25 protein-coding genes and 1 tRNA gene are annotated in these 25972 nt (G+C 65.6%); 8 read left to right on the top strand and 18 right to left on the bottom strand.

Going from position 1 to position 25972, the window contains the following annotated elements; translation table 11 throughout:
- The first annotated feature begins 139 nt into the window (after positions 1 to 139).
- Positions 140 to 1072 (top strand): LysR family transcriptional regulator, encoded by a 933-nt coding sequence (locus tag VQ067_RS13085; RefSeq protein WP_003090000.1) that lies wholly within the window; start codon positions 140 to 142, stop codon positions 1070 to 1072.
- 117 nt (positions 1073 to 1189) lie between these two features.
- On the opposite strand, the gene VQ067_RS13080 is transcribed toward VQ067_RS13085, so the two are convergent.
- The 6 genes from VQ067_RS13080 to VQ067_RS13055 all read right to left on the bottom strand — a co-directional run bounded on the left by VQ067_RS13080 (position 1190) and on the right by VQ067_RS13055 (position 9033).
- Positions 1190 to 2317 carry an acyl-CoA dehydrogenase family protein gene (locus tag VQ067_RS13080; protein WP_003090001.1) on the bottom strand — a complete coding sequence of 376 codons (1128 nt, stop codon included), beginning with the start codon at positions 2315 to 2317 and terminating at the stop codon, positions 1190 to 1192.
- 28 nt (positions 2318 to 2345) lie between these two features.
- Complete coding sequence (locus VQ067_RS13075; protein WP_003108823.1) at positions 2346 to 3536, bottom strand: acetyl-CoA C-acyltransferase; 1191 nt, start codon at positions 3534 to 3536, stop codon at positions 2346 to 2348.
- Between the two features lie 17 nt (positions 3537 to 3553).
- A complete protein-coding gene (locus VQ067_RS13070; RefSeq protein WP_003090005.1) occupies positions 3554 to 4321 on the bottom strand; it encodes a 3-hydroxyacyl-CoA dehydrogenase in 768 nt (255 codons plus the stop codon).
- A gap of 19 nt (positions 4322 to 4340) precedes the next feature.
- Entirely contained in the window at positions 4341 to 6008 is a 1668-nt protein-coding gene (locus tag VQ067_RS13065; protein ID WP_003139051.1) for an acyl-CoA synthetase, read from the bottom strand.
- A 176-nt stretch (positions 6009 to 6184) separates the two neighbouring features.
- Complete coding sequence (locus VQ067_RS13060; RefSeq protein WP_003131253.1) at positions 6185 to 7270, bottom strand: AraC family transcriptional regulator; 1086 nt, start codon at positions 7268 to 7270, stop codon at positions 6185 to 6187.
- A gap of 68 nt (positions 7271 to 7338) precedes the next feature.
- The gene (locus VQ067_RS13055; protein WP_003090011.1) at positions 7339 to 9033 is read right to left on the bottom strand and encodes an AMP-binding protein; all 1695 of its coding nucleotides are present in this window, start codon (positions 9031 to 9033) and stop codon (positions 7339 to 7341) included.
- A 220-nt stretch (positions 9034 to 9253) separates the two neighbouring features.
- On the opposite strand from VQ067_RS13055, the gene VQ067_RS13050 reads away from it, so the two are divergent.
- Together VQ067_RS13050 and VQ067_RS13045 are read left to right on the top strand one after the other, a co-directional pair.
- Entirely contained in the window at positions 9254 to 9946 is a 693-nt protein-coding gene (locus VQ067_RS13050) for an MgtC/SapB family protein (protein WP_003102512.1), read from the top strand.
- A gap of 136 nt (positions 9947 to 10082) precedes the next feature.
- Positions 10083 to 10229: a PSPA7_2676 family Cys-rich small protein gene (locus VQ067_RS13045; RefSeq protein WP_003090016.1), complete on the top strand. Its 147-nt coding sequence runs from the start codon at positions 10083 to 10085 to the stop codon at positions 10227 to 10229.
- Between the two features lie 39 nt (positions 10230 to 10268).
- Here the strand turns inward: VQ067_RS13045 and VQ067_RS13040 are convergent, their stop codons facing one another.
- On the bottom strand, positions 10269 to 10811 hold the full coding sequence (locus VQ067_RS13040; RefSeq protein ID WP_003090018.1) for a DUF4946 domain-containing protein: 543 nt from the start codon (positions 10809 to 10811) through the stop codon (positions 10269 to 10271).
- 318 nt (positions 10812 to 11129) lie between these two features.
- Here VQ067_RS13040 and srfA point away from each other — a divergent pair, with 318 nt between their 5' ends.
- Positions 11130 to 11360 (top strand): stress response facilitator SrfA, encoded by a 231-nt coding sequence (gene srfA, locus VQ067_RS13035; protein ID WP_003090022.1) that lies wholly within the window; start codon positions 11130 to 11132, stop codon positions 11358 to 11360.
- A 74-nt stretch (positions 11361 to 11434) separates the two neighbouring features.
- On the opposite strand, the gene plzR is transcribed toward srfA, so the two are convergent.
- A complete protein-coding gene (plzR, locus tag VQ067_RS13030; RefSeq protein ID WP_003090024.1) occupies positions 11435 to 11722 on the bottom strand; it encodes a type 4 pili assembly inhibitor PlzR in 288 nt (95 codons plus the stop codon).
- A 168-nt stretch (positions 11723 to 11890) separates the two neighbouring features.
- Here plzR and ctpH point away from each other — a divergent pair, with 168 nt between their 5' ends.
- A complete protein-coding gene (gene ctpH, locus VQ067_RS13025) occupies positions 11891 to 13597 on the top strand; it encodes a methyl-accepting chemotaxis protein CtpH (protein ID WP_019485295.1) in 1707 nt (568 codons plus the stop codon).
- 126 nt (positions 13598 to 13723) lie between these two features.
- Here ctpH and VQ067_RS13020 read toward each other — a convergent pair whose 3' ends face one another.
- Positions 13724 to 14236 (bottom strand): anti-virulence regulator CigR family protein, encoded by a 513-nt coding sequence (locus VQ067_RS13020; RefSeq protein WP_023091697.1) that lies wholly within the window; start codon positions 14234 to 14236, stop codon positions 13724 to 13726.
- Positions 14237 to 14585: 349 nt separating this feature from the next.
- Between VQ067_RS13020 and VQ067_RS13015 the strand changes: the two genes are divergently transcribed.
- Positions 14586 to 16073 (top strand): SulP family inorganic anion transporter, encoded by a 1488-nt coding sequence (locus VQ067_RS13015; protein ID WP_003090030.1) that lies wholly within the window; start codon positions 14586 to 14588, stop codon positions 16071 to 16073.
- Positions 16074 to 16082: 9 nt separating this feature from the next.
- Here the strand turns inward: VQ067_RS13015 and VQ067_RS13010 are convergent, their stop codons facing one another.
- From VQ067_RS13010 to VQ067_RS12995, 4 genes are all read right to left on the bottom strand, one after another.
- Positions 16083 to 16910 (bottom strand): class I SAM-dependent methyltransferase, encoded by an 828-nt coding sequence (locus tag VQ067_RS13010; protein ID WP_003090032.1) that lies wholly within the window; start codon positions 16908 to 16910, stop codon positions 16083 to 16085.
- A complete protein-coding gene (locus VQ067_RS13005; RefSeq protein WP_003090035.1) occupies positions 16900 to 17325 on the bottom strand; it encodes a DUF1641 domain-containing protein in 426 nt (141 codons plus the stop codon). The genes VQ067_RS13010 and VQ067_RS13005 overlap by 11 nt, the downstream gene beginning before the upstream one ends.
- A 22-nt stretch (positions 17326 to 17347) precedes the next feature.
- Positions 17348 to 18535 carry an NAD(P)/FAD-dependent oxidoreductase gene (locus tag VQ067_RS13000; protein ID WP_023091696.1) on the bottom strand — a complete coding sequence of 396 codons (1188 nt, stop codon included), beginning with the start codon at positions 18533 to 18535 and terminating at the stop codon, positions 17348 to 17350.
- A 192-nt stretch (positions 18536 to 18727) separates the two neighbouring features.
- Positions 18728 to 18937, bottom strand: coding sequence for a hypothetical protein (locus VQ067_RS12995; RefSeq protein WP_003090037.1), 210 nt, complete (start codon positions 18935 to 18937; stop codon positions 18728 to 18730).
- Positions 18938 to 19192: 255 nt separating this feature from the next.
- Between VQ067_RS12995 and VQ067_RS12990 the strand changes: the two genes are divergently transcribed.
- Positions 19193 to 20956, top strand: a complete 1764-nt coding sequence (locus VQ067_RS12990; RefSeq protein WP_003108812.1) for a cyclic di-GMP phosphodiesterase — start codon at positions 19193 to 19195, stop codon at positions 20954 to 20956.
- Between the two features lie 58 nt (positions 20957 to 21014).
- Here the strand turns inward: VQ067_RS12990 and VQ067_RS12985 are convergent, their stop codons facing one another.
- The 5 genes from VQ067_RS12985 to VQ067_RS12965 all read right to left on the bottom strand — a co-directional run bounded on the left by VQ067_RS12985 (position 21015) and on the right by VQ067_RS12965 (position 24552).
- Entirely contained in the window at positions 21015 to 21422 is a 408-nt protein-coding gene (locus tag VQ067_RS12985; RefSeq protein WP_003108811.1) for a hypothetical protein, read from the bottom strand.
- Positions 21423 to 21540: 118 nt separating this feature from the next.
- Positions 21541 to 21882: a hypothetical protein gene (locus VQ067_RS12980; RefSeq protein WP_033991010.1), complete on the bottom strand. Its 342-nt coding sequence runs from the start codon at positions 21880 to 21882 to the stop codon at positions 21541 to 21543.
- Between the two features lie 273 nt (positions 21883 to 22155).
- Positions 22156 to 22524, bottom strand: coding sequence for a PA-I galactophilic lectin (gene lecA / locus VQ067_RS12975; protein ID WP_003102492.1), 369 nt, complete (start codon positions 22522 to 22524; stop codon positions 22156 to 22158).
- A gap of 415 nt (positions 22525 to 22939) precedes the next feature.
- Positions 22940 to 23026, bottom strand: a tRNA-Leu gene (locus VQ067_RS12970).
- A gap of 113 nt (positions 23027 to 23139) precedes the next feature.
- A complete protein-coding gene (locus VQ067_RS12965; RefSeq protein WP_024008260.1) occupies positions 23140 to 24552 on the bottom strand; it encodes an ATP-binding protein in 1413 nt (470 codons plus the stop codon).
- Positions 24553 to 24628: 76 nt separating this feature from the next.
- On the opposite strand from VQ067_RS12965, the gene VQ067_RS12960 reads away from it, so the two are divergent.
- Positions 24629 to 25972, top strand: a complete 1344-nt coding sequence (locus tag VQ067_RS12960; RefSeq protein WP_003090053.1) for an HD domain-containing phosphohydrolase — start codon at positions 24629 to 24631, stop codon at positions 25970 to 25972.

The following is a 25972-nucleotide window of genomic DNA, read 5'->3' as shown; positions in this document are numbered from 1 at the left end:
ATCGGACAAAGGCGCTGGTAACGATGCCGGAACAGGGCTTAAGATTTGCCCAGTCTATTTTTTCCGTCCATGAACATTCATGATCCATATGGGGGTCATCCAAGCCCCCAATAACAAGAAAAGTCGCGGAGCCAGTGCCATGAACCTGAACAAAGTCGACCTGAACCTGTTCATCGTGTTCGATGCGATCTATACCGAAGCCAACCTGACCCGCGCCGGGCAGATCGTCGGCATCACCCAGCCAGCCGTATCCAACGCCCTTTCCCGCCTGCGCGAGACCTTCAACGACCCGCTGTTCGTGCGCACCGCCCAGGGCATGGTGCCGACCCCGATGGCGCAGAACATCATCGGCCCGGTGCGCAACGCGCTGCAGTTGCTGCGGGTTTCGGTGCAGGAGAGCCGCAGCTTCGATCCGCAGCAGGCGAACAAGACCTACCGCATCAGCATGACCGACCTCACCGAAGCGGTCATCCTCCCCCCGCTGTTCCAGCGCTTGCGCCGCCTGGCGCCGAACGTGCATATCGAGAGCTTCCTCGCCAAGCGCCGCGAAACCACCAAGGAACTCGCCGCCGGCCGCCTCGACTTCGCCGTCGACGCGCCGCTGAACACCGATCCCCAGGTGCGCCACGTCAAGCTGATGGAGGACCGCTACGTCTGCGCCATGCGCCGCGGCCACCCACTGGCGGGCAAGCCGAAGCTGGCCCTGGACGATTACCTGGGCCTGACCCACATCCATATTTCCAGCCGCCGCAGCGGCCTCGGCTACATCGACCTGGCGCTGGGCAAGATGGGCATCCAGCGCAAGATCGCGCTGCGCTCGCAGCACTACCTGATGGCCTCCACGGTGGTCCAGCAGACCGACATGGCGATGACCGTGCCGGAACGCTTCGCCCGTCACCACGACCTGCACTACGCGGTGCTGCCGGTGAGCGACGTGCCGAAGCTGGAAACCCACCTGTACTGGCACGAGAGCACCGACCAGGACCCGGCCAACCGCTGGATGCGCGAACAGATCATCGAGCTGTGCCAGCAGGTCACCGCGCGCGAGAACAAGGCGGCACAGCCGGCGTGAGCGCCTGCCAAGGGGCGTAGGGCGAACGAGGCCACAGTCGTTTGCTTCCGAGGTGCCTCAGCGCGCCCTCTCCCTGAAGGGAGAGGGCGCTGTTGCGGAAACGACGGATAGTCGCCGCTACAGGCTGCGCGCGATCACCAGGCGCTGCACGTCGCTGGTGCCCTCGTAGATCTGGCAGACCCGCACGTCCCGATAGATGCGCTCCACCGGGAAGTCCTTGAGATAGCCGTAGCCACCGAGGGTCTGGATCGCCGCGGAGCAGACTTCCTCGGCCATTTCCGAGGCGAACAGCTTGGCCATCGAGGCTTCGGTCAGGCACGGCAGACCGGCTTCGCGCAGGCTGGCGGCGTGGTGGACCATCTGCCGCGCCACGGCGATGCGGGTAGCCATGTCGGCCAGGCGGAAGGCCACTGCCTGGTGCTCGATGATCGGCTTGCCGAAGGTTTCCCGCTCGTGGGCGTAGTCGCGCGCCGCCTCGAACGCCGCGCGCGCCATGCCGACCGCCTGGGCGGCGATGCCGATGCGGCCGCCTTCGAGGTTGGCCAGGGCGATGCGGTAGCCCTCGCCCTCCTCGCCCAGGCGCAGCGTGGCCGGGATACGCAGGTCGTTGAAGGCCAGCTGGCAGGTGTCCGAGGCGTGCTGGCCGAGCTTGTCCTCGATCCGCACCACCTCGTAGCCGGGCGTGTCGGTGGGCACGATGAACGCGCTGATGCCGCGCTTTCCGGCATCCGGATCGGTGACCGCGAAGACGATCACCATCCCCGCGTGGCTGCCCGAAGTGATGAACTGCTTGGCACCGTTCAGCACGTAGTGGTCACCGTCGCGGCGGGCGCGGGTCTTCAGGAAGCTCGCGTCGGAACCGGCCTGCGGCTCGGTCAGGGCGAAGGCGCCGAGCATCGAACCCTGGGCCAGCGGACGGAGGAAGCGCTCCTTCTGCTCGGCGCTGCCGAACTTGTGGATCGGCATGCAGCCGACCGAGTTGTGCACGCTCATGATGGTCGAGCAGGCGCCGTCGCCAGCGGCGATCTCCTCGAGGGCCATGGCGTAGGCCAGGTGCCCGGTCTGCGCGCCGCCCCACTCCTCGGGCACCAGCATGCCAAGGAAGCCGAGGTCGGCCATCTCGCGAATCGCCTCGGCCGGAAAACGGTGCTCGCGGTCCCAGTCGGCGGCGAACGGTTTCAGCCGTTCCTGGGCGAACTGCCGCGCCATGTCACGGATCTGGATCTCTTCTTCGCAGGGAATCATCGCGGGTTCCTCTTCTTCACTGCCTGCATCAGCGCAAGCGCTCGACGGCGATCGCGGTCGCCTCGCCGCCGCCGATGCAGACCGCCGCCACGCCGCGTTCCAGGTCGTACTGCTGCAGGGCGTTGAGCAGGGTCACGACGATCCGTGCGCCGGACGCGCCGATCGGGTGGCCCAGCGCACAGGCGCCGCCGTGGACGTTGAGGCGTTCGTGGGACAGGTCGAGGTCGCGCATCGCCGCCATGCCGACCACGGCGAAGGCTTCGTTGACCTCGAACAGGTCGACCTCGCCCAGCGACCAGCCGGTACGCTGCATCAGGCGCTTCACCGCACCGACCGGCGCGGTGGGGAACAGGTTCGGCGCGTCGGCGAACGAAGCATGCCCACGGATCGCCGCCAACGGCGCGAGCCCGCGTCGCTCGGCCTCGGAAAGGCGCATCAGGACCAGCGCGGCGGCACCGTCGGAAATCGAACTGGAGTTGGCCGCGGTCACCGTGCCGCCTTCGCGGAACGCCGGCTTCAGGGTCGGGATCTTGTCCAGCCGGGCCTTCGGCGGCTGCTCGTCGCTATCCACCAGGCGCTCGGTCTTGCCGGCGGTGACCGTCAGCGGCACGATCTCGGCCTGGAAGCGCCCGTCGCGCATGGCTTGCTGCGCTCGGGTCAGCGAGGCCACGGCGAACTCGTCCTGTGCTTCGCGGGTGAAGCCGTAGGCCTCGGCGCAGTCCTCGGCGAAGGTGCCCATCAGGCGGCCCTTGTCGTAGGCGTCTTCGAGGCCGTCGAGGAACATGTGGTCGAGCACCTTGCCGTGGCCCATGCGGTAGCCGCTACGGGCGCGCTCCAGCAGGTAGGGCGCGTTGGACATGCTTTCCATGCCCCCGGCCAGCGCGACCCCGGCGCTGCCGGCGAGCAACGTGTCGTGGGCGAGCATCAGCGCCTTCATGCCCGAGCCGCACATCTTGTTCAGCGTCGAGCACGGCGTGCCGCGCGCCAGCCCGGCGCCAAGCACCGCCTGGCGCGCCGGCGCCTGGCCCTGGCCGGCGGCGAGCACGCAGCCAAGCACGGCCTCGTCCACTTCGTCGGCTTGCAGGCGCGCCCGCTCCACCGCGGCGCGCACCGCCGCGGCGCCGAGGGTAGCGGCGTTGACGTCCTTGAAGTCGCCGAGGAAGCCGCCCATCGGGGTGCGGACGGCGCTGACGATGACGATCGGATCTTCGCGGGTCATGGGATCTTCCTCCTGTATTAGCGGGCGGCCATGCGGATGGCGCCGTCGAGGCGAATCACTTCGCCGTTGAGCATGCTGTTCTCGATGATCTGCCGGACCAGCGCGGCGTATTCGTCCGGACGCCCCAGGCGCGGCGGGAACGGCACGCTGGCGCCGAGGGAGTCGCGCACCTCCTGGGGCATGCCGGCCATCATCGGTGTCTCGAAGATGCCCGGGGCGATGGTCATCACTCGGATGCCGAAGCGCGCCAGCTCGCGGGCGATGGGCAGGGTCATGCCGACCACCCCGCTCTTCGAGGCGGAATAGGCGGCCTGGCCAATCTGCCCGTCGAACGCCGCCACCGAGGCGGTATTGACGATCACCCCGCGCTCGCCGCCCTCGTCCGGCTGGCCCTGGGACATGGCCTCGGCGGCCAGGCGCAGCATGTTGAAGCTGCCCACCAGGTTGATGTCGATGACCCGGCGGAAACTCTCCAGGGCATGGATGCCATTGCGTCCGAGGACCTTCTCGGCCGGCGCCACGCCCGCGCAATTGGCCAGGCCATGGAGGCCGCCGAAGGCCTCCAGTGCAGTGGCCACGGCCTGGCGGCCGTCGGCCTCGCTGGCGATGTCGGCCCTGACGAAGCGCGCCTGGGCGCCAAGCTCGGCGGCCTTGGCCGCGCCGGCCTCGGCGTTGATGTCGGCCAGCACCACCTTGCCGCCCTGCTCCACCAGCATCTTCGCGGTGGCGGCGCCGAGCCCGGAGCTACCGCCGGTGACCAGGAACACTCGATTTTCGATACGCACGTCGTTTTCTCCTGCTGAATCAGTTCGCGGCGGCCGCCCGTGGGGCCGCCTCGCGTTGCCGGGCGATCTCCTGGTTGCGCAGGAGAAAGCGCTGGATCTTGCCGCTGGGGGTCTTCGGCAGTTCCTCGAGGAACTCGATCTCCCGCGGGTAGGCGTGCGCCGACAGGCGCTGGCGCACGTATCGCTGCAGTTCGTCCGCCAGTTCCGGCGTCGGCCGGTGGCCGGCGCAGAGCACGACGAAGGCCTTGACCAGTTCGGTGCGCTCCGGGTCGGGCTTGCCGATCACCGCCGCCTCCATCACTGCCGGGTGTTCGATCAGCGCGCTCTCCACATCGAACGGGCCGACCCGGTAGCCAGAGGTGGTAATGACGTCGTCGGCGCGGCCGACGAAGCTGATGCTGCCGTCTTCGTTGAGTTCGACGGTATCGCCGCTCAGGTAGTAGTCGCCGACGAAGGCTGCGGTTTCCAGGCCCTGGTAGCCGGGGAACCACATCAGCGGCGAACGCCGCCGGTCGAGGGCGAGGATGCCCGGCTGGCCGGGCGGCAGTTCGTTGAGATCGTCGTCCAGCACTACCACCCGGTGCCCGGGACAGGCGAATCCGGCGGCGCCGACCCGCACCGGATGCGCCAGGGCATGGTGGTTGCACAGCACCATGCCCAGCTCGGTCTGCCCGTAATGATCGTGGATGGTGGTGCCGAGCCTGTCGGCGAACCAGCGGATCACCTCCGGCGTCAACGGCTCGCCGGCGCTGCTGACCGCGCGCAGGCGCCCTTTCAGCGCAGTTTCCGCGGCCGCGCCGGCGGCCATCAGCAGGCGATAGGCGGTGGGCGATCCGGCGAGGTTGGTGATGCCGTAGTCACGGATGATCCGACAGGTGCTTTCCACGCTGAACGGCCCTTCGTAGAAGGTGGTCGGATGGCCCATGGCGAGGGGACCGGCGACAGCGTAGTAGAGGCCGTAGGCCCAGCCCGGATCGGCGAGGTTCCAGAAGGCGTCCTCGGGGCGCAGGTCCACCGCCTCGCGCAGGTAGCCGACAAAGGCGAGGATCGCCTTGAGCGGCACCGGCACCGGTTTGGCCAGGCCGGTGGTGCCGGAGGTGAACATCATCAGGAACGGATCCTCGCCGCTGCGCGGAACCGGCTCGAATTCGGCCGGATAGCGCTCCAGCTCGGCCCAGAAGCTGAAATCGCCGCGACGGATGCCCTGCCCCTTCGGTCCGCCGACGGTGACGGCCAGAGGCGGATCGGCGAGTTCGTCGAGCTTGTCGCGGTTGGCCGCATCGGTGACCAGCACCTTGCTGCCGGCGGTCGCCACGCGGTGTTCGATGGCCTTCGGGCCGAAGGCGGTGAACAGCGGCTGGTACACCGCGCCCAGGCGCCAGGCGCCGAGGATGGTGACCAGCAGCTCGGGCGTGCGCGGCAACAGGCCGGCGACGCAGTCGCCCGGGCGTACGCCCTGGGCCTGGAGGAAATTGGCGAAACGTCCGGAGAGCGCTTTCAGCTCGCTGAAGGTATAGCTGGCGCGACTGCCATCCTTGCCCTCCCAGAACAACGCGATCCGACCCGGCAGGGCATGCCGGTCGCAGCATTCGACGCAGGCGTTGAGCGCCTGGAGCGTGCCGGAAAGCGTGGCGGCGGCGGTCCGCTGCAAGTCGAACCCGGCGGCAGTGGTGGCGTAGTCGCGCATTGCAGGACTCCTCGGCTTGTTTTTGTATGGAGTAGCCGGAATCTTCACGCCGTGGCTGGCGCGGGGCAATGTCGAAAGGCTTCAATCTGCCTGAGCGGTTTGGACAATCCGGGCTGGCTGCCTGTCCCCCCGAACCGTTCGCGACATACCGCGGATGATGCTGCGCGGCATTCGCCCTATCGACGGCCGAGCGTTTCGGACAAGACGCCTGACGACTCGGCCGACGCGGTTTCCGCCGCGACCTGCGCCCGGTACTGCCCGGGGGTCGAGCCGGTCCACTTCTTGAACGCCTTGTGGAACGCGCTGCCATCGGCGAAGCCCAGCTCCAGCGCCAGTTCGGCGAAATTCGCCGCGCCGGCGTCCAGCCGCGCGATGGCCAGGTCGCGGCGGACCTGGTCCTTCAGCGCCTGGTAGCTCTGCCCTTCCAGGGACAGCTTGCGGCGCAGGGTCGAGGGCGCCATGAAGAAATGCCCGGCGAGCGCGTCCGCGTCCGGCCAGCGTCCCGGCCGCAGGCTGCGCAGGTAGGCCTTGATCCGCGCCGCCAGGCTCTGCGGATCGCGATAGCGGACCAGGATGTTGGCCGGCGCGCCGAGCAGGAAGCGCCGCAGCTCCCGCTTGTCGCGGCGGACCGGCAGAGCCAGGCAGTCGGCATTGAACAGCAGGCGGCTGAGGGGACGGGAGAAACGCAGGTTGTCGCTGAACATCACCCGGTAGTCCTCGATGTAGTCCGGCTGCGGACAGCGCAGGTCGATGGCCAGGATCGGGATGCGCCGGCCGACCAGCCAGCAGGCCAGGCCATGGGTGATCATCCACAGGGTGAAGTAGGACAGCGCTCGCCCGTACCGGCCCGGCGCCTCGTCGAGGACGATTTCCGCCAGGCCGCCGCGGCGCTGCAGGCGCGGCTGGAAGTCGTCGAACTGCAGGCAGAGGAATCGCAGGATGCCGGTCAGCGCCGGTTCCAGGGTCTGCTCGTGGATCGCGCAGCGGCTCATGAAAGCGAAGCTGCCACTCTTCAGGCGCCGCGCGTCCATGCCGAAGAACTCGTCGTCCATGCGCCGAGCCAGATCCAGCCAGAGCCGCGAATAGGCGTGCGAGGTGACCCGCGCGTAGGGTTTGCCGAGCAACTGCGGATCGATACCGGCGGCCTGGAGGACCTCCCCCTCCTCGCCGCCCTGCCGGCGCCACTCCACCAGCGCCTCGCCGACCAGGCGCACCGAGATGGTGCCCTTGGTGCTCGCCTGAGTCTCGCCGTCGTTCTTCACCCGTCCCTCTCGCCTCGCTGCGCGCCGCCCGCCACCTTAGCGCAGGAGCGGGGCGCGGCTCCATCCTCTCAATCGCGCCCCTCGCGCAGCGCGAGCAGGCGAATCTCTTCGATGCTGACCTCGCGCATGCGGAACTTCTGGATCTTGCCGGTAACGGTCATCGGGAACTCGTCGACGAACTTGAAGTGGCGCGGGATCTTGAAGTGAGCGATACGCGCCTTGCAGAACGCCCGCAACTGTTCGTCATCGGCGTGGTGGCCCGGATGCAGCTTGATCCAGGCGACGATTTCCTCGCCATAGCGCTCGTCGGGGATGCCGATCACCTGCACGTCGGCCACCGCCGGGTGAGTGAAGAAGAACTCCTCCAGTTCGCGCGGATAGATGTTCTCGCCGCCGCGGATGATCATGTCCTTGCTGCGCCCGACGATCCGCACGTAGCCGTCGTCGTCCATCACCGCCAGGTCGCCGGTGTGCATCCAGCGCGCCGGGTCGATGGCCTCGGCGGTGGCCTGGGGGTCGTTCCAGTAGCCGAGCATCACGCTGTAGCCGCGGGTGCACAGCTCGCCGATCTCGCCGCGCGGCACCACCCTGCCCGTCTGGTCGACGATCTTGCTCTCCAGCCTCGGCTGGGTGCGTCCGACAGTGGTCACGCGCAGCTCCAGGCCATCGTCCGGACCGGTCTGCAGCGACACCGGGCTGGTCTCGGTCATGCCGTAGGCGATCTGCACCTCGGCCATGTGCATGTCGCCAATGACCCGCCGCATCACCTCGATCGGGCAGGTGGCGCCGGCCATGATTCCGGTGCGCAGGCTGGAAAGGTCGAATTCGCGGCGGCGCGGATGATCCAGCTCGGCGATGAACATGGTCGGTACCCCGTACAGCGCGGTGGCGCGCTCCTCGGCCACGGCCAGCAGGGTCGCCTCGGCGTCGAAGCTGGGCGCCGGGTAGATCATGGTCGAGCCGTGGGTGACGCAGCCGAGGTTGCCCATCACCATGCCGAAGCAGTGATACAGCGGCACCGGGATCACCAGGCGGTCTTCCGCACCGAGTCCGAGGCTTTCGCCGACCATGTAGCCGTTGTTGAGGATGTTGTAGTGGCTGAGGGTGGCGCCCTTGGGGAAGCCGGTGGTACCGGAGGTGTACTGGATGTTGATCGGCTCGTCGAACTGCAGCGAGGCCTGGCGCTGGCGCAGTTCCTCGGCGCCTACCGCGGCGGCCAGCCCCGGCAGGCCCTGCCAGTGCAGGAAGCCCGCTGGCGCCCGCTCGGCCAGGCTGATCACGCCGCGCAGTTCCGGCAGGCGCTCGCTGGCCAGTTCGCCCGGACGCGCCCGCGCCAGCTCCGGCAGCAGGTCGCCGAGCATCGCGTGGTAGTCGCTGGTCTTGAAGGCGTCGGCGCAGATCAGCCAGCTGCAACCGGACTGCTTGAGAGCGTATTCCAGCTCGCTGCTGCGGTATGCCGGGTTGATGTTCACCAGGACCGCACCGACCTTGGCGCTGGCGAACTGGGTAATGCACCATTCGGCGCAGTTCGGCGCCCAGATCCCCAGGCGTTCGCCGGGGCGCAGACCCAGGGCGATGAAGGCGCGGGCGTAGGCATCGACCCGCTCCGCCAGTTGCCGCCAGCTGTAGCGCAGGCGTTGATGCCGCACCACCAGCGCCTCGCGCTCGGCATGACGCGCGACAGTGGCATCGAAGGCGTCGCCGACGGTGGTCGCCAGCAAGGCGACATCCTGGCGACCCGAGGTATAGCTCGGCTGATTCATGGCTTTCCCTTGTTGTGGTTGTTCTGGGAATGTCGCTGAACCGTCGTCCTGCGCCGCCAGGGCGCTACGACGGACACCGGCGAGCGGTGTCGGTGAAGTCGAAGAGCATGTTTACGTTAACGTAAAGGTAAACGCAAGAGGCTTGTCCGCCCAGGGCCGTCGGCCCCGGCGCGGCCCAACGGAACGGCGTACAATGGGCGGTTTTTCACAGGAGCACAGCATGACCCCGGAAATCGCCATCGGCCTGGTGACGGCCCTCGGCCTCGGTGCGCTGGTCGGTCTCGAGCGACAATGGCGACAGCGCTCTTCCGGCATGGCCACCCACGCGATGGTCGCACTCGGTGCGGCCAGCTTCTCGATCCTGCCGCTGTTGCTCGACAACGAGGTCAGCGTGACCCGCATGGCGGCCCAGGTAGTCAGCGGCATCGGTTTTCTCGGCGCCGGCGTGATCATGCGCGACGGCCTCAGCGTACGCGGCCTGAGCACTGCGGCGAGCATCTGGAGCACCGGCGCGATCGGCGTACTGGCCGGCAGCGGTTTCATCCTGGCGGCCTGCATGACGACCGCGCTGATCGTCATCGCCAACCTGTTCCTGCCCGCTCTCGGCCGGGTGGTGGACCGCCACACCTCGGGCGAGGCCGAGCAGGAGCGCTTCTACCAGATCAGCGTGTCCTGCGAGGCGCGCAACGAAGCGCTGGTGCGCATGCAGTTGCTGCAACGCATGGGCGACAACCGCCTGAACCTGCAGAGCTTGGAAAGCCACGCGCTGAAAGGCAGCGGCAACGTAGAAGTGAACGCCGTGGTGTTCACCCTGCACAAGGAGGATTCGCTGGTGGAACAGATGGTCGGCGAGCTGTGCCTGGCACCGCAGGTCACCGCCGCCAGTTGGGTGATGAATCCCGCCGCGGAATGATCCGGCGAATTTAGGTTGCCCATTCTAGACGCTTCGCCGCAGGCTTTTTCCACCTCCAGACAAGAACAAGCCGGAGTGAACCACACCACCACTGCCTGTTTCGTGGACGGGGCGAGCCGCCCCGCGGGGAGGAGTCATGCGCTTGCGTTGTTTCTTGCGAGGTTGCCGCTGGGACGAAGGTAGCCTGGTCACGGTAGGCCCCGACCTGATGCTGCGCCAACGTTGCCGGCGTTGCGGCGCCCATCGCTATCTCAGCGTCGAGGCGCCGCCCGAGGAAGCCTGAGCGACGCCGGTCGCGTCCAGGCGTCGAGCGGCTGGCCCTTCAGCGCAGGACCAGGCTGGCCCGGGTGCGCAGGTAGCTCTGCCGGTAGACCACGCTGTTGGCCGGACTGGCGGTATATACCAGGGAGTACATCGCGCGCTGTCCCAGGGCCATCGCCACGATCTGGGTCAGCAGCACCTCGTTGCCCTGGCTGATCCGGCAGTGGGTCTCCAGCGATGCCAGGCCGCCGAGGTTCGAGCGGATCGGTGTGGTGCAGCGCGAGCCCAGCCCGGCCTTGCGGTAGCCCGATTGGACGACATCGAAGACACTCTGGAACTGGCCGTCGATCTCCACCGACTCCTCTTCCATCATCTTCAGGCTGAGCAACTCGATGCTGGCTTCCTTCTCACCTCCCGGCCCGAGCTTGGTCGCCAGTTGCCGGGAGCCCAGTTGCTCCACGTCGCTGGCCTCGGGTGGGATGCTCTCGGTGATCACCTGCCAGCCGGCCGGCCAGTCGACCTCGGGCTGATAGCCACTGCTGGCGCAACCCGCCACAAGCCCCGCCACTACCACCAGCGCCAAGCCGGACGCCTTGCTTCTCATAGCATTTCCTTACTCGCAAAACCCATCGGAGGGAAAGGTCGGACCTGTCGCCATGGCGCCGTCCGCGCAGTCTCCGAGCCCATGGCGACAACGTTCCCAGCTTACCGGAGAGACGGCGAGCGCCAAGGCGCAAGCCTGAACAAGCTAGCCGACTTGGCGAGGAACGCACAAATTTCATCGGCTGGCGTACAGGTATGGGACATCGGTACCAATAGCGAAGTCGCGCAATCCGTCAGTTTTTTTTGAATTTTTGCCATTGGAAAAAGTCTGTTCAGCGCAGCGTTTTTCCAAGTCCCATCCGGCCCGCAAGGAGAACCCATGGCTGAACCCCAGGACAAGTACACCCGGCGCACAGGTAGGACCTGGGCGGACGACCAGGCGACCTACAACCGTCTGCGCGAAGAAGCCGACGCCGCTCGCCAGAAGCTGCGCGAAAGCGGCTACAGCGGCGCCGAGTACGACCAGTTGCGTCAAGCCGCCTTCGATCTCAACCGCAAGGCCAACCAGTACTGGGAGCAGATGCTCAGCGACCTGCGCCAGGAAGACTGATCAGCGCCACGCCGGGAGACTGCCGCTCTCGGCCCGCACACCCCCTCCACTCTTTGCGTGCTCCTGGCGTCGGCTCATTCGGGCGCATCCGGGTATTGCACCTCGTCCAGCAGGCGAAACCCCACGCTGTCGGCGTCCAGCGCGCCGAGCAGTTCGATCTGTCGATCGATGTCCTGGTTGATATTGGCCAACTGGCCGATGAAGGCATTGGCCGCCTGGCGGGTGCCAGGGTCGGAGCTGCGCGACAGCTCGAAGCCGAGCTGGGTCAGGGCGGCAGCCAAGTGAGCGAGATTGCGCACACTCAACGAGTGCAGTTGGCGGGAAACGGCCTGTTCATCCTGAACGGTGGGAGGGACATCCATGAGTCAGATCCTTCGACTGGCACAATGTGACATTCGTCACAGAGATTAACCGAAGCCCCGCAGAACATCCATGCCAGCTATTTCCCTTCGTCGGCTCTGGCCCGGCCCCTGCGTCGTCCTCAAGTTGTCAGATCCGCTGTCGATACTCTGCGAGCCGGAACACGCGCCATGCCCGCCTCGCCGGGCCACAGGGACGTCCTCGGCTGCCTCGTCGCAGCCTGCGTGCCGGTCCAACCTGGCAATCCATCGAGGCGTTCCATGCTGCAACAATCCCTACGTGCGCAAATCCTTGTCCTGCTCGGCGGCAGCCTGGCGGCGCTGCTACTCATAGCCCTGGCCTGCTTCGGCTCGCTGACCGGCGACGTACGCGCCTACCGCGAGCTGCTCGGCGGCCCCGTGCGGGCGGCGCAACTGATCGACGAGGCCAACCTGCAATTCCGCGGCCAGGTCCAGGAATGGAAGAACGTCCTGCTACGCGGACGCCAGGCAGAGGCCCAGACGAAATACTGGAGCCAGTTCGAGGCCCAGGAACGAGCGGTGCAGGACATCCTCGGGCGCCTGGGCAGCGTGGCCGAAGGCGAGTTGAAGGATCGTGTCGAGCGCCTGCGCGAAGAGCACCGGCGACTCGGTACGGCTTACCGACAAGGCAGGCAACGGTTCCTCGAGGCGGGCGCCGACCCCATCGCCGGCGACCAGGCGGTGACCGGCATCGACCGCGCCACCACCGCGCAGATGCAGGCCTTGCGTGACGAACTGCACCAGGCCAGTGATCTCCGTTCCGCCGCCATCAGCGCGGAGGCCCGGCGCACCATGCTGCTCGGCAGCCTGGTGCTGATCGGCGCCAGCCTGGCCGTCGCCCTGCTCAGCCTGTGGCTGGTCAATCGCAACCTGGTCCGTCCGGTGCAACGCCTGATCGAGCACATCGCCCAGCTCAGCCATGGCGACTTCGGCGAGCGCATCGAGATCCGGCGCAAGGACGAACTCGGCAAGCTGGCCCTGGCCGCCAACACGCTGCGCGACTTCCTGGTGGACATCTTCGAGCGGCTGCGGCGCAGTACCCGCGACCTGGACAGCGCCAGCGGCTCGCTGAACGCGATCGCCAGCCTGATGGCGGCCGGTACCCGCGAGCAGTTCAGCCGCACCGACCAGGTCGCCACGGCGATGCAGGAAATGTCCGCCACCGCCCAGGAAGTGGCGCGCTACGCCGGCGACGCGGCCAAGGCCGCCGACGAGGCGGACGATTCCGCCCAGCGCGGCGAAGACGTGATGGAAGAAACGATTCGCAGCATCGGCGAGATGCGCAAGGAGATCGACCATACGGTGGAGGTCATCCGCCAATTGGAAAGCGATAGCGGCAGGATCGGCAAGGTCCTCGACGTGATCCGCGGCATCGCCGAGCAGACCAACCTGCTCGCCCTCAACGCGGCCATCGAAGCCGCCCGCGCCGGCGATGCCGGCCGTGGCTTCGCGGTGGTCGCCGACGAGGTCCGCACCCTGGCACAGCGCACCGCCGAGTCCATCGCCGAGATCCACCAGATCATCGATACCGTGCAGAACGGCGCGGTGAATGCCGCACGCGCCATCGAAAGCGGGCAGTCGCGCAGCGAGGCCGGTGCCGAGCAGGTTGCCAACGCCGGCGCCATGCTGCGCCAGATCACCGCCTCGGTCGAATCGATCCGCGACATGAACCGCCAGATCGCTACCGCCGCCGAGGAACAGACCGCCGTGGCCGAGGACATTTCCCGCAACCTCACGGAAATCGCCTCGATCGCCTCCAGCAACCAGGAACAGGTGGAGCAGACCGAGGCCGCCAGCCGCGATCTCCACAGCCTCTCCGCGCAACTGGGCGATGCCCTGCAACGCCTGCGGGCCTGACCTGGGGTAAGAAAAGGACTTCCACGAGGTAGGGCGGACAAGCGCAACACGGTTATCCGCCACTCCAACGGGGCCTGGCGGATAGCGCCTATGGCGCTACCCGCCCTGCACAGCCAAAAGGCCTGCTCAGTCGAGAGCGTTGTCCAGCACTTCGTAGATCAGCCCGGTCGCCACCGCCACCAGCAGCAGGTCGGTGCCGGCCTGCATCCACTCGTAGCCGTCGTAGTGCGGCAGCCGGCCTAGCAGGCGGCCGTCGAGTTTCCTGGCGATGCCGGGCGGCAGCGGCTTGCCGCGCGCCAGGTTCTTCTGGATGCCGGGCGGCAGGGCCGGCCCCGGGTTCCAGTAGCCGCGGTTGTCGCCGAGGATCACCCGTACCCCGCCGACGTCGATACGCGGTCCCGAGTCCCAGTTGCCGCCGCCGTTGCCCTTCTGGCCGGCGCCGCCGCCCTTGTTGCCGGGGCCGCCATGGTTGTCGTGGCCACCCTGGTTGCCTTTGTTGCCCTTGTTACCCTTTCCGCCGTCCATCTGGTTACCGTGCGGGTTGCCCTTGCCATTGCCCGGGTCGGCCAGGACGGCAGGCGTACCGCCGATCAGGGACAGGCTCACGACCAGCGCGAGCACAGAACGAGTGTTGAACATGATGATCTTCTCTCCATGCGAGGACGATCCCTCGATAGCTTAGAACCGTTTCGCCTGTTTGATTCAGCGCCACCGATTGCGCCCCCAGGGAATGTCCGGAGTAGAGCTTGGTCGGGCCTATCGAATCGGCTATGCTGCCGCTCCCTGCAAGCGACCACCTGCACTCCCCGATGACCTGGCTGCCCACTCCGCCATAGCCATGCCTGCCCCTTCCGGCAACGGTCCGAGCGACCGCGGCCAGCGTGCGTTCGCCTGAACGCCTGTCGTCATCCCTTGTTTTTTCAATGCCATCCCACGGCCCGCACCGTCGACCGACGGCACGGGCCGCGCCTCGTCCCTGGATATCCCGATGCTACAGACGCTGAAACAGAACTGGTTCTCCAATATTCGCGGCGACCTGCTCGCCGGCCTGGTCGTCGCCCTGGCGCTGATCCCCGAGGCCATCGCCTTCTCCATCATCGCCGGGGTCGACCCGAAGATCGGCCTGTACGCCTCCTTCAGCATGGCGGTGGTGATCGCCTTCGCCGGCGGCCGTCCGGGAATGATCTCCGCCGCTACCGGCGCCATGGCGCTGCTGATGGTCAACCTGGTGAAGGACCACGGCCTGCAATACCTGCTGGCGGCGACCCTGCTCTGCGGCGTGCTGCAGATACTCGCCGGCTACCTGCGCCTGGGCTCGCTGATGCGCTTCGTCTCGCGCTCGGTGGTGACCGGTTTCGTCAATGCCCTGGCGATCCTCATCTTCATGGCCCAGCTACCCGAACTCACCGATGTCGGCTGGCCGGTCTACGCGATGACCGCCGCGGGCCTGGCGATCGTCTACGGCTTCCCGCACCTGCCACGGATCGGCCGGCTGCTGCCCTCTCCGCTGGTATGCATCCTGGTCCTCACCGGCATATCCATCTACCTGGGCCTGGACATCCGCACCGTCGGCGACATGGGACAGTTGCCCGACAGCCTGCCGCTGTTCCTCTGGCCGGACGTGCCGCTGAACCTCGACACCCTGCTGATCGTCCTGCCCTACTCCGCCGCCCTGGCGGTGGTCGGCCTTCTGGAGTCGCTGATGACCGCCACCATCGTCGACGAGATGACCGACACCGGCAGCGACAAGAACCGCGAATGCAAGGGCCAGGGGCTGGCGAACATAGCCACCGGCCTGCTCGGCGGCATGGCTGGCTGCGCGATGATCGGCCAGTCGGTGATCAATGTTAAATCCGGCGGGCGCAGCCGGCTCTCGACCCTGGTGGCCGGCGTCGCGCTGCTGCTGATGGTGGTGTTCCTCAGCGACTGGGTCGGGCGGATTCCCATGGCGGCCCTGGTGGCGGTGATGATCATGGTGTCCATCGGTACCTTCCGCTGGGAGTCGATCCGCAACCTGAAGCGCTACCCGCTATCGACCAACCTGGTCATGCTGGTGACGGTCGGCGTGGTCCTCGCCACCCACAACCTGGCCTTCGGCGTGGTCGCCGGCGTTCTTCTGGCCTCGCTGTTCTTCGCCAACAAGATCGGGCACTACCTCGATATCGACAGCGAACGCTCCGCCGACGGCACCCGCCGCCACTACCAGGTGAGCGGGCAGGTGTTCTTCGCGTCGTCCGGCAGGTTCGTCGCTGCCTTCGACCTGAAAGAGACGCTGGAGCATGTGCTCATCGACCTGCGCCACGCCCACCTGTGGGACGTCACCGCCGTCGCGGCACTGGACAAGGTGGTCCTGGGCTTTCGCCAGCGCGGCGTGCAGGTCGACGTGCTGGGCCTGAACGCCGCCAGCGCGACCCTGGTCGATCGCTTCGGCGCCTACGACAAGCCGGGCGCAGTGGACATTCTCTCCGATCACTGAAACGCCCGTTCAGCGGCCGAGACTGGCGACGATGAATACTCGGCGGAACGGGAACAGCGTTCGTCCATCCAGTTCCCGTGGATAGTGACGGTGCAGCAGTTCCAGGTAACGGTCGAGGAAGCGCCGACGCGCCTCCTCGTCCAGTTCGCCGAGCACCGGACGCAAGGCGGAGACCTTGATCCAATCGAAGATCGGGTCGTTGCCGTCCACCACTTGCAGGTACTCGGTCTCCCAGATGTCCAGCTCCGCCGTCAGCGGTGCCAGTAGCCGGTAGTAGTTGTCCAGCGACAGCACATTGCGCCGATGCAGCCGGTAGCGCAACGCGGGGCTGCCCAGCGATGCACCGCCGGGGCCCGCACTGTCCAGCGCATCGAGCATCAGGCGATACCAGGAAGCATCGCGCCAGTTCGGCATGTGCGCCGCCAGGCAGCCTCCCGGAGCCAGTTGCCCCAGCAGGCGTGGCAGCAGCTTGCCGTGATCTTCGAGAAAGTGCAGTACCGCCGCTGCGAACAGCAGGCTGGCAGGGCGCTCGGCGCACCAGTGGCGCAGGTTGGCGCGTTCCCAACTGGCCTTGATCGGCAAGCGCGCGGCCTCCTCGAGCATCTCCACGGAGCTGTCCACGCCGTGCAGTTCGGCCAGCGGCCAGCGGCGGGCGAGCAATTCGGTGGCGATGCCGGTTCCGCAGCCAAGATCGTAGATCCGTTCCGGACAGCACAGCTCGATATGGTCCAGCAACTCGACCACCGGCCGCTGGCGCAATCGGGCGAACTGCATGTAGGCGGAAGGGTTCCAACGCGCCTCTAGATCCGCACGATCTCGGAGAAGGTCATGCACCATGGGCAACCTCCTGCTCCGCGGCGAGTTGGCACCCCAGGCTGCGCAAACTACCCAGCACGAGAGCCAGCCCGCGCCGGGTATCGGCGTCGCGCAACAACCGCAGCAGGTCTTTCAGGCTTGGCGGCTGCTCTCGGAGCAGCTCCGCCTTGGCCACGCGTACCGCGTTACCGACTGACCAACCGACACTGGTGACCTGCTCGAAGAGCTGCGCCAGCCTGTCCACCATGGCCGGGTCCAGCAGATCGACGATATCCGAAAGCAGTGACAGCAGATCCACCAGGTTGTCCAGGCGGTGGCCCTCGATCAGCGGCTGCAACTTGACGGCCAGGGCCTGGAGACTCTCGCGGGTCTGCTCGGGAAACAGGGTGGTATCGGCCTGCGCCTGCGACGCGTATGGCTGCTGATGGCTATCCATGTCGGCTCCTCCCCGTGCGGGGTCAAAGCATTCCACGGGCTACGGCCCAGTACAGGCCGCGATTGAAACCCTGGCGCAACAACCCGCCAAGCTTGGTCGGCGGGGTCGGCTTTACGTCGTGCCGATAGTCGTACCAGAGCGGCATTCCGGCGTTCAGGCCCATCTGCGCGACAGCCTGGACTCGTCCATCGTAGATCGCGCAGGGCTTACCGAGACGAATCTCGGCAGCGATGTTGCTGGCGACTACCGGCGCCTGGTTGTGACAGGCCCCACCGGCCTTGCTCACCGGCAGATCGACGGTATCGCCCAGGGTATACACCCGGTCGACGCCATACACCTGCAAGGTTTCATGGTTCGTCGGCAACCAGCCTTCGTCGGCGGCGGCCTGGGACAGGCCGCACTCCCTGACCGCATCCACGGCGTGGATCGGCGGTGTCGCCATGAGCAAGTCGAACGGCTGCTCGTCGCCCTCCTCCGAATAGGCGATGCGCCGCTCCGGGTCGACCCTGGCCAGGGTAAAACCGCGCTGGAAACGGATGCCGCGTTGCTCGAACAGGCTCGGCAGGATTTCGCAGGTCGGTCGTTGCAGGAACAGACAGTTGCGCAGCAACTGGGCCGTGGTGGGATAGGTGTAGACGATCTCGACACGTTCGCGGACACCCCGGCGGCGCAAGTAGTCGTCGAGCATCAGGGTCGTCTCCACAGGCGCGATCCCGCACTGGTGGGGCACATTCGGCGTCCTCGGGAAGCTCACCGTGATGAATACCCGCCCCGACTCCAGGCTCGCCAGCCGCTCGGCCAACCGACGGGCCGGCTGGTACTGGTAGAAATGGTCGCCAGCCTCTTTCAGCCCCTCGATACGTTCCGGAGCCGGCACGCAACCCGTGGCGATCACCAGGTAGTCGTAGCCATGGCGCCTGCCGCTGCGGGTCTGCAGTTCCTGGCGGGGGAAATCGAAACGGTCGACCCGGTCGAGCTGGAACATCACTTCCGGCCGCAGCAGCGAGCGCTGCGGTCGTTTCAGATCTTCGAGGAAGAATTGCTCGAAGGCGACGTACATGAAGGCCGGCTTGTAGTAGTGATCCGGCGAGTCGGAAATCAGCAGTACCTGCACCTCGCCGCCGAGTATCTCCGGGTAGAGCCGGACGACCAGCAGGTTGGCGAGCATAGTGCCGCCCACTCCGCCCCCGACGATGACGATTTGTTGCATGACTTCTCCTTAACCCTGAGGAAGCCATGGGTATATCTAGATGAACCGGGGGATTAGGCAAGCACGGCTTCGCCACGGAAACAGGACAAATCCGGAAACCTCACCCAGTTCAAGCGCTTGCCTGCGAAGACCCGCCGCCTACCAGAACTGGCAGGGTAGAACGACGGGAATACAGCGCTGCCTCGCTGACGCCTAGCGCCTCGTTCGGGCGAGGGCCCGGAACGTATCGAACGCCAGCACCAGCACGAGCATCGGCATGAGCAACGGGACGAAGGCGGACATGGCGTCCTGGTAAGGCCGCCCCAGCCACCACAGGTAGAGGCTGGCTCCGCCGATCAGCAGGATGACGAGAAGGATGACGAACTTGCAGAGGCGCGAGGCGAAGGAGAACGTATCGGACATGTCTTTTCTCGGTGGAAGCATGTGCGACCGTTTTAGCGAGCGGTGGTGCCGGTCGATATAGGAAACGTCCGATTGGCAGGTAATCGGTTTCGCAGAGCTGGCGTCGGCGTCGAAGGCCCTACCGGCATGACCGCGATCAACCCCCATGCCCTTTCATCGCTGCAATCTGGGAAAGAGCCCGCGCTCCACGAAATAAAGGCACAATGACATCATTGATTGCCGATGCCCGACATCGCAGTAGCCCAGGAGTCCAGCATGGCAACCCCACCCTATCCCGCGAACGAGCATTCCAGGCAAGCCTACGTCGACCAACTCGGATTGCTGGAAGAAGGTGCGGACGAGGTATTCGAGGAAATCCTCGCCGCCGCTACGTCCTACTTCCAGACGCCCATCGCGCTCATTTCCATCCTCGACCACCAGCGCCAGTGGTTTCGCGCGAGCATCGGCCTCGATACCCGGCAGACGCCGCGACGGGATTCGTTCTGCGCCTACGCGATCCTGGGCAAGGGAGTCTTCGAGGTGGCCGACGCCACCCTCGACCCGCGCTTCCGGGACAATCCCTATGTGCAAGGCGAACCGCGCATCCGCTTCTACGCCGGGGCTCCGCTGGCCACCGCGGAGGGTCTCAACCTCGGCAGCCTCTGCGTCATCGACCGGGAACCACGCGGGCCGCTGTCCGAGCGCGACATCGCCATGCTTGAGCATTTCGCCCGCCTGGTGATGGCCCGTATCCATACGCTGCGCTCGACCAACTACATCGACGAGCCAACCGGCCTGTACAACCGTCTCCGCCTGCAGGAGGACGTTTCCCTGCGCCTGCAGCGCGACGGCGCCCTCACCGTGATCGCCGCCGACCTCCTGCCCCTCGCCCTGCTGAATACCATCATCCGTACGCTGGGCTATCCCTTTTCCAACGACCTCATGCTCGAGGCGCGCGACCGCATCCGCGCGGAACTGCCGGATTTCACCCTCTACAAGATCAGCCCGACGCGCTTCGGACTGCTCCTGCCACGGCAGCAACAGGAAGAAACCGAGTCGGTCTGCCTCCGCTTGCTGCGGGCCTTCGAAAGCCCCGTCGTATGTCGCGGGATCCCGATCAAGGCCATCGTGGGACTCGGCGTACTACCGCTTGCCGACGATCCCCTCGACGGCGACCAGGACTGGCTGCGCCTGGTGGTCAGCGCGGCCGACGACGCCCGCGACCGCGGTGTCGGCTGGGCCCGCTACAACCCGCCGCTGGACCAGGCCCAGCAGCGCGCCTTCACATTGCTGACCTCGCTGTCCCAGGCGATCGGAACCGAAGAAGGCTTCCATCTGGTGTATCAGCCGAAAATCGACCTGCCGACAGGCAGGTGCACGGGCGTGGAAGCGCTGCTGCGCTGGCGGCACCCGCAACTCGGCTTCGTCAGCCCCGCCGAATTCGTGCCCCTGGCGGAGAAAACCGCACTGATGCGCCCCCTCAGCGACTGGGTGCTGCGCCATGCCATGGCCCAGCTGGCGCAATGGAACGCACGGAACATCCCGCTCAGGCTGGCGATCAACGTATCGGCATCGGACATGGAAGACAGCAGCTTCCTGGAAGAGGCCGTCAGACTCGCCAAAACCTACGACATCGACCTTTCCGCCCTCGAGCTGGAATTCACCGAAAGCGTCCTCATCCGCGACGCCTCGGCGGTCGGCTCGGTGCTGCTGCGTGCCCGGGAGCTTGGCATGGGCATCGCCGTGGACGACTTCGGCACCGGCTACAGCAACTGGACCTACCTGCGCGACCTGCCAATCACCGCCATCAAGCTCGACCAATCGTTCACCCGCGACCTCGCCGGCTCGCCGAAGGCGCAGAGTGTCACCCAGGCGGTGATCGGCCTGGCCAGCCAGTTGGGTTATCGGGTGGTCGCGGAAGGCATCGAGACCCACGACACCTTCCACCTGCTGCAGGCCTGGGGCTGCCACGAGGGCCAGGGCTATCTGATCGCCCAGCCGATGCTGCCGGAGCAACTGGAGGACTGGCTGCGGCGCTAGCCGACGCAGGCACGTGGAATGGGCCTTACCAGCATGCTCGCCAGCCTCGGCGCGTCGCTCAGGGACTGGCGAGCAAGGCCCAGACCAGATAGATCGAGTAAAGGGTCAGGAGTATCAGTGCCGACAGCACCGCCCTGCTGGCATGGCGCGCAGCCACCCAGCGGGAGTTGCGCCCGCAGCGCCAGACCACGACGAGGCTGAGGCACAGGTAGGCCAGCCTCACCAGCTCGACACCGATCATTCCCCACAAGGTCAGGGCCACCGCATGTTCGCCGGGAGCTTCCTGCATCAGCGGATCGACAATGGCCACCATCGCCTGCCTGGCGGCGACACTGAGCAATAAGAAACCCGCAGCGAAGAACAGCCAGAATGCCTTCCACAGCGGCTGCCCACCGGAAAGGAAACCTCCCGCAGTCAGCCTCTCGTCGGCCAGGTCCGCCTCTGGGGTCTTGTATGGGTGCTCCATGCCCTGGGTCCTCCCTGCAAACGGGCACCCTAGCACATCCCGATCCGCTCGCCTTCTTCAGCGGGCGGCAGACCGTCCGTTGCGCCTCGCGATGTTTCCAGCGCTCGGCCGAGCGTCTCTAGCGCGGGCAGGAGACCTGCGTGCCTTCCACCTTGCGGATGTGATCGCGATAGGAGCCGGAAACCAGGATCGATTGCGTGCCGCCCTTCTCGCTGAGAATGCCATCGCAACTGTAATCGCAGCCAGCCTCGATGCTGAGGCATACGTCCTGTCCCTCGAAACGGTACAGGTTGGCAGGCCACCCCGTGCAATCGTACAGGCCTGCGCCAGGGCATTCGACGGCCTCGAGTCTTCCGGCAACGACGATGGTCGAACCTGCCATCTCCTTGAGTTCCTCCGCGGCGCCAGCGGCAATGGAGAAGAGAGCGGGAAATACAACCAGGGAAAGTCGGCAGGGCATCGGCTTCGGTACTGTCTTCTATGTGGACGGAATTCTGAATCGGGTCAGGAATCGATATTCCCGTTCAGACCGAAGCGTGTTGAAGCAGTTCCCCGCCCCCACTCGCTCGGTTTCCCACGACCGCGGCAGCCCCAGGAGATCGATAGCATTGTCATTGGTAGTCGCAACTGCGAAGCGCTGCCTGTCCGTTCATAACGACCACGCGGGCAACGTCACTTTATTCATATTTAAAAAAAGAGCCCGTTCGGGCCCTTTTTTTTCAGAAACAAGTTATCAGGACTGATCCTTTCCAATATTGACGCTGAACGAGCCGGAGTTGTTGCCATAGGTTCCGGGCACGTCGTTGTAGATAAGAGTGATTGCGCCTTGGACGTTATTGGGTGCAACCCAACGGAACAACCCGGTATTGACCGGAATGGTTCCGCTGTTGCCAATCTTCATGACCAGCGCGCCACAAAACGCATCGTGGCAGATCAGCCCTTGGTCCGGATGCTCCCGATCGCCCTGCGGCCCCCATTTCTGGGTAGGTCCGTAACTGGCCCAACCGGCGGCGACGATGGTAATGACATCGCCCGGATTGTAGATAATCGACGTTACCTGCCCTGCTTCGTTATTAGCCAGAACCTCACCTTTCCAAGCCATGATTGATCTCCGATATATGAATTCCTGTTCATAAACGAAAGAGGCGAAAAACCCTGATTCGCGATCCTTCCCTGTCAGCAAAGCACAGCAGCGAGAAAGTACCGCCTATCAATTCATGCAGGAGAAAACACAATAATTCCGCCAGTGAATTGAATATATTCGGAAAGGAAATTAAAAAGCAGGAGCAGAAGATAACGACAAAAAAACAAACTTCCAAAAACAACTACTTCAAACTGAACAAACACTCCCGCTCGCCAGCCAGGGCGAACCCTATACGGAGCCGTACTAGAATGAAACGCCTCCAAGGCCGAGGAGGGAAAGAAGGCAACGTCGACTCGTTGACTGCCGCGCGATGGCGGGCCGGAAGAAAATCGGGGAAGGAGCGCAGAAGTCGGCTGAACGCCAGGAAACACGATGGTGCCCGGAGCCGGGGTCGAACCGGCACGGGGTTACCCCCGAGGGATTTTAAGTCCCTTGCGTCTACCGATTTCGCCATCCGGGCAGGATCTCGCTTCAAGTGAGCCGGCAATGGGAACCAAACCGGCATCCCAACCTGAGACCCACCCCAAACGGTAGATAAATCATTGTCTTACGTTACCTTAAGCGGCGCAACAGTTAATTTCCGTGGGCTCCGCCCAGGTTGCCAGGCGATTCCAGGGGAAGCACGATCCGGAAAGCGCTGCCGACTCCCGGCTGGCTGCGTACCTCGATGGTGCCGCCGTGTTTCTGGACGATGCCGTAGGAGAGCGACAACCCCAGGCCGGTCCCCTTGCCTACCGGCTTGGTGGTGAAGAACGGATCGAAGATGCGCGGCAGGATCTCGGGGGAGATGCCCTGCCCCGAGTCTTCCACCTCGATCCAGGCATGCTCCAGGGTATGCCCCGTGCGAATCACGATGCGACCCCGCTCCGGCCCCATCGCCTGGGCCGCGTTCATCACCAGGTTCATCACCACCTGGTTGATCTGCGACGGCAGGCACTTCACCTCGGGCAGATCGCCGTATTCGCGGACCACGTCGGCCCGGTACTTCAGTTCGCTGGCGACGATATTGAGGGTCGACTCGATCCCCTGGTGCAGATCGGTCCACTGCCAGTCGTCCTCGGCGTCGACGCGGGAGAAGTTCTTCAGGTCCTGGACAATCTTGCGCACCCGCCCTATTCCCTCCCTGGATTCGCGCAGCAACACAGCGACATCCTCCTTGACGAAGGCCAGTTCGACCCGCTCGCCGAGCTGCTCCAGGCGTCTTGCCAGCGCCTCGTCGCGGATCGCGGGGCGAGCCTCTTCATAGGCTTCAAGTACCTCCAGCAAACGCCTGACGTGCTCCTCCAGGGTGGTGTAGTTGGAGGAAACGTAGCTGATGGGGTTATTGATCTCATGGGCGACGCCGGCGGCCAGGTGCCCGATCGAGGCAAGCTTCTCCGTCTGCACCAGTTGGCTTTCCAGCTCCTTGCGCTCGCCGATCTCTTTCTCCAGCGCCTCCTTGGCCTGGCCGACTTCCTGGGTGATCTCCTGGATGGCAGCCTCCATCCGGCTCATCTGCAATTGCAGGTGAGCCGTCACGTTCCACTTGGCGCTGAGATTGCCGGCCATCTGGCGGACCTCCTGTCCCTGCAAAGGCAGGCCGAGAAGCAGCAGGCGCTCTTCCGCGGCCCACGGCGCCAATAGCGGAAAATCGGCGGGAGGCGCATGCACCACGACCTGCAAGCGGGAGTCGAGACGCCAGAACCGCTCGAGAACGGGAATATCCGCGCCTACCGACGACATCCCGAGAAACACCACGGCATACGGCGCATCGGCCTGGAGGGCCGAGCGTATCCGCCCCAAGGCCTCCTCGGCGCTTCCCGCCGTATCCACCTGGTAGCCCCGCTCAGGCGCCACGGGAGGCGATTCGGCCTCTCGGGTTCCCTGCAACAACCCGCATACACGGTCTCGATCCGCCTGCCGCTCATCGATCACCAGCAAGCGCCGGTTCCTGATGGGTAACGCCTCCATGATCCGCACCTCCGCTCGCCCTGTCGCCGCGTGCATGCCCCTCGTCCAGGCCAGACTCGGACTATGCTTGCCTGAAGCACTCAGGCAAAACTCACCCGGTGGACAGACACACATGAACGATAGCGCACCTCCTTCCAACGAGACGGAGATCCGCTTCAGCGTACTGCTGGTCGACGACGAGCCGCTGATCCTCAGCAGCCTGCGCCGGCTGCTACGCAACCAGCCCTACGACCTGTTGCTGGCGGAAAGCGGCGAACAGGCCCTGCAACTGCTGGAAAGCCGGCCCGTGGACCTGGTGGTGTCCGACGCCCGCATGCCGAACATGGACGGTGCCGCCCTGCTCGCGGAAATCCATCGCCGCTTCCCGGAAACCATTCGCATCCTGCTCACCGGCCATGCCGACCTGCCGACCATCGCCAAGGCCATCAACGAAGGGCGCATCCACCATTACCTGAGCAAGCCGTGGAACGACGACGAGTTGCTGCTGACCCTGCGCCAGTCGCTCGAATACCTGTATTCCGAGCGCGAGCGGCGGCGCCTGGAGCGACTTACCCAGGAGCAGAACGACCGCCTCCAGCAACTCAACGCCACGCTGGAAAAGCGCGTTCAGGCGCGCACCGCCGAACTGCAGCAGACCGCCGACATGCTCGACCTCGCCTATGAGGAGCTAAAGCGTAGCTACGTGGTCGGCACCGAGGTCTTCTCGCTGCTGGTCAACCAGCGCCTGCCCAAGGACAAGCAGACCAACCAGCAGATCATCGAACTGGTCCGCGCCTGCTGTGCCAGCGGTCTCGTCGACGAATCGGATGGTCGCGACCTGGCGATGGCCGCGGCGCTCTACAACATCGGCAAGCTGAGCTGGAACGACACCCTGCTCCGCTCGCCCTCGGACCTGCTCTATCACCACGACCGCGATCGTTTCCGCGGCTACCCGGAACTCAGCGAGTCGCTGCTGATGTCGCTGGAGCCGATGCAGGACGCCGCCCGCCTGATTCGCCATCACCAGGAGCACTGGGACGGCAGCGGCTATCCGGACCACCTCAAAGGCGAGTCCATCCCCCTGGGCTCGCGCCTCTTGAAGCTGGCGGTGGATTTCGTCGAGTTGCAGCGTGGGCTGATCCTCGAACGGCGCATGAATCGCGACGAAGCGCTGATCTACATCCGCAAGTACGCCGGCCGGCTGTACGACCCCGAGCTGATCGAACCGTTCATCCAGGTCTGCGCGACGACCCTTGCCGACGTCACCCTGGCCGATCCGCAAGTCCGTGCCCATGGCACCCGCGACCTGGTTCCGGGCATGGTGCTGGCGCGCAACCTCACCGCCAACAACGGCATGCTGCTGCTCAACGCGGGCAAGGTCCTGAACCTGGCGCTGATCGAGAAGCTGATCGCCTTCGAAGCGATCGAAGGCGCACGCTACACGCTGTTCGTGCGCCTCCCGGAGTCGACGACCTAG

It is taken from the genome of Pseudomonas sp. KBN12P06040, from assembly GCF_037574965.1.
GTDB classification, from domain to species: Bacteria; Pseudomonadota; Gammaproteobacteria; order Pseudomonadales; family Pseudomonadaceae; genus Pseudomonas; species Pseudomonas aeruginosa.
This window is presented reverse-complemented; position numbering and strand designations above follow the sequence as displayed.

Bases quoted from the DNA above. Each gene is read 5' to 3' on its own strand.
- VQ067_RS13085 (WP_003090000.1), top strand. From the start codon at position 140: ATGAACCTGAACAAAGTCGACCTGAACCTGTTCATCGTGTTCGATGCG.
- VQ067_RS13080 (WP_003090001.1), bottom strand. From the start codon at position 2,317: ATGATTCCCTGCGAAGAAGAGATCCAGATCCGTGACATGGCGCGGCAG.
- VQ067_RS13075 (WP_003108823.1), bottom strand. From the start codon at position 3,536: ATGACCCGCGAAGATCCGATCGTCATCGTCAGCGCCGTCCGCACCCCG.
- VQ067_RS13065 (WP_003139051.1), bottom strand. From the start codon at position 6,008: ATGCGCGACTACGCCACCACTGCCGCCGGGTTCGACTTGCAGCGGACC.
- VQ067_RS13055 (WP_003090011.1), bottom strand. From the start codon at position 9,033: ATGAATCAGCCGAGCTATACCTCGGGTCGCCAGGATGTCGCCTTGCTG.
- VQ067_RS13050 (WP_003102512.1), top strand. From the start codon at position 9,254: ATGACCCCGGAAATCGCCATCGGCCTGGTGACGGCCCTCGGCCTCGGT.
- VQ067_RS13045 (WP_003090016.1), top strand. From the start codon at position 10,083: ATGCGCTTGCGTTGTTTCTTGCGAGGTTGCCGCTGGGACGAAGGTAGC.
- VQ067_RS13040 (WP_003090018.1), bottom strand. From the start codon at position 10,811: ATGAGAAGCAAGGCGTCCGGCTTGGCGCTGGTGGTAGTGGCGGGGCTT.
- srfA (WP_003090022.1), top strand. From the start codon at position 11,130: ATGGCTGAACCCCAGGACAAGTACACCCGGCGCACAGGTAGGACCTGG.
- plzR (WP_003090024.1), bottom strand. From the start codon at position 11,722: ATGGATGTCCCTCCCACCGTTCAGGATGAACAGGCCGTTTCCCGCCAA.
- ctpH (WP_019485295.1), top strand. From the start codon at position 11,891: ATGCCCGCCTCGCCGGGCCACAGGGACGTCCTCGGCTGCCTCGTCGCA.
- VQ067_RS13020 (WP_023091697.1), bottom strand. From the start codon at position 14,236: ATGTTCAACACTCGTTCTGTGCTCGCGCTGGTCGTGAGCCTGTCCCTG.
- VQ067_RS13015 (WP_003090030.1), top strand. From the start codon at position 14,586: ATGCTACAGACGCTGAAACAGAACTGGTTCTCCAATATTCGCGGCGAC.
- VQ067_RS13010 (WP_003090032.1), bottom strand. From the start codon at position 16,910: ATGGTGCATGACCTTCTCCGAGATCGTGCGGATCTAGAGGCGCGTTGG.
- VQ067_RS13005 (WP_003090035.1), bottom strand. From the start codon at position 17,325: ATGGATAGCCATCAGCAGCCATACGCGTCGCAGGCGCAGGCCGATACC.
- VQ067_RS13000 (WP_023091696.1), bottom strand. From the start codon at position 18,535: ATGCAACAAATCGTCATCGTCGGGGGCGGAGTGGGCGGCACTATGCTC.
- VQ067_RS12995 (WP_003090037.1), bottom strand. From the start codon at position 18,937: ATGTCCGATACGTTCTCCTTCGCCTCGCGCCTCTGCAAGTTCGTCATC.
- VQ067_RS12990 (WP_003108812.1), top strand. From the start codon at position 19,193: ATGGCAACCCCACCCTATCCCGCGAACGAGCATTCCAGGCAAGCCTAC.
- VQ067_RS12985 (WP_003108811.1), bottom strand. From the start codon at position 21,422: ATGGAGCACCCATACAAGACCCCAGAGGCGGACCTGGCCGACGAGAGG.
- VQ067_RS12980 (WP_033991010.1), bottom strand. From the start codon at position 21,882: ATGCCCTGCCGACTTTCCCTGGTTGTATTTCCCGCTCTCTTCTCCATT.
- lecA (WP_003102492.1), bottom strand. From the start codon at position 22,524: ATGGCTTGGAAAGGTGAGGTTCTGGCTAATAACGAAGCAGGGCAGGTA.
- VQ067_RS12965 (WP_024008260.1), bottom strand. From the start codon at position 24,552: ATGCACGCGGCGACAGGGCGAGCGGAGGTGCGGATCATGGAGGCGTTA.
- VQ067_RS12960 (WP_003090053.1), top strand. From the start codon at position 24,629: ATGAACGATAGCGCACCTCCTTCCAACGAGACGGAGATCCGCTTCAGC.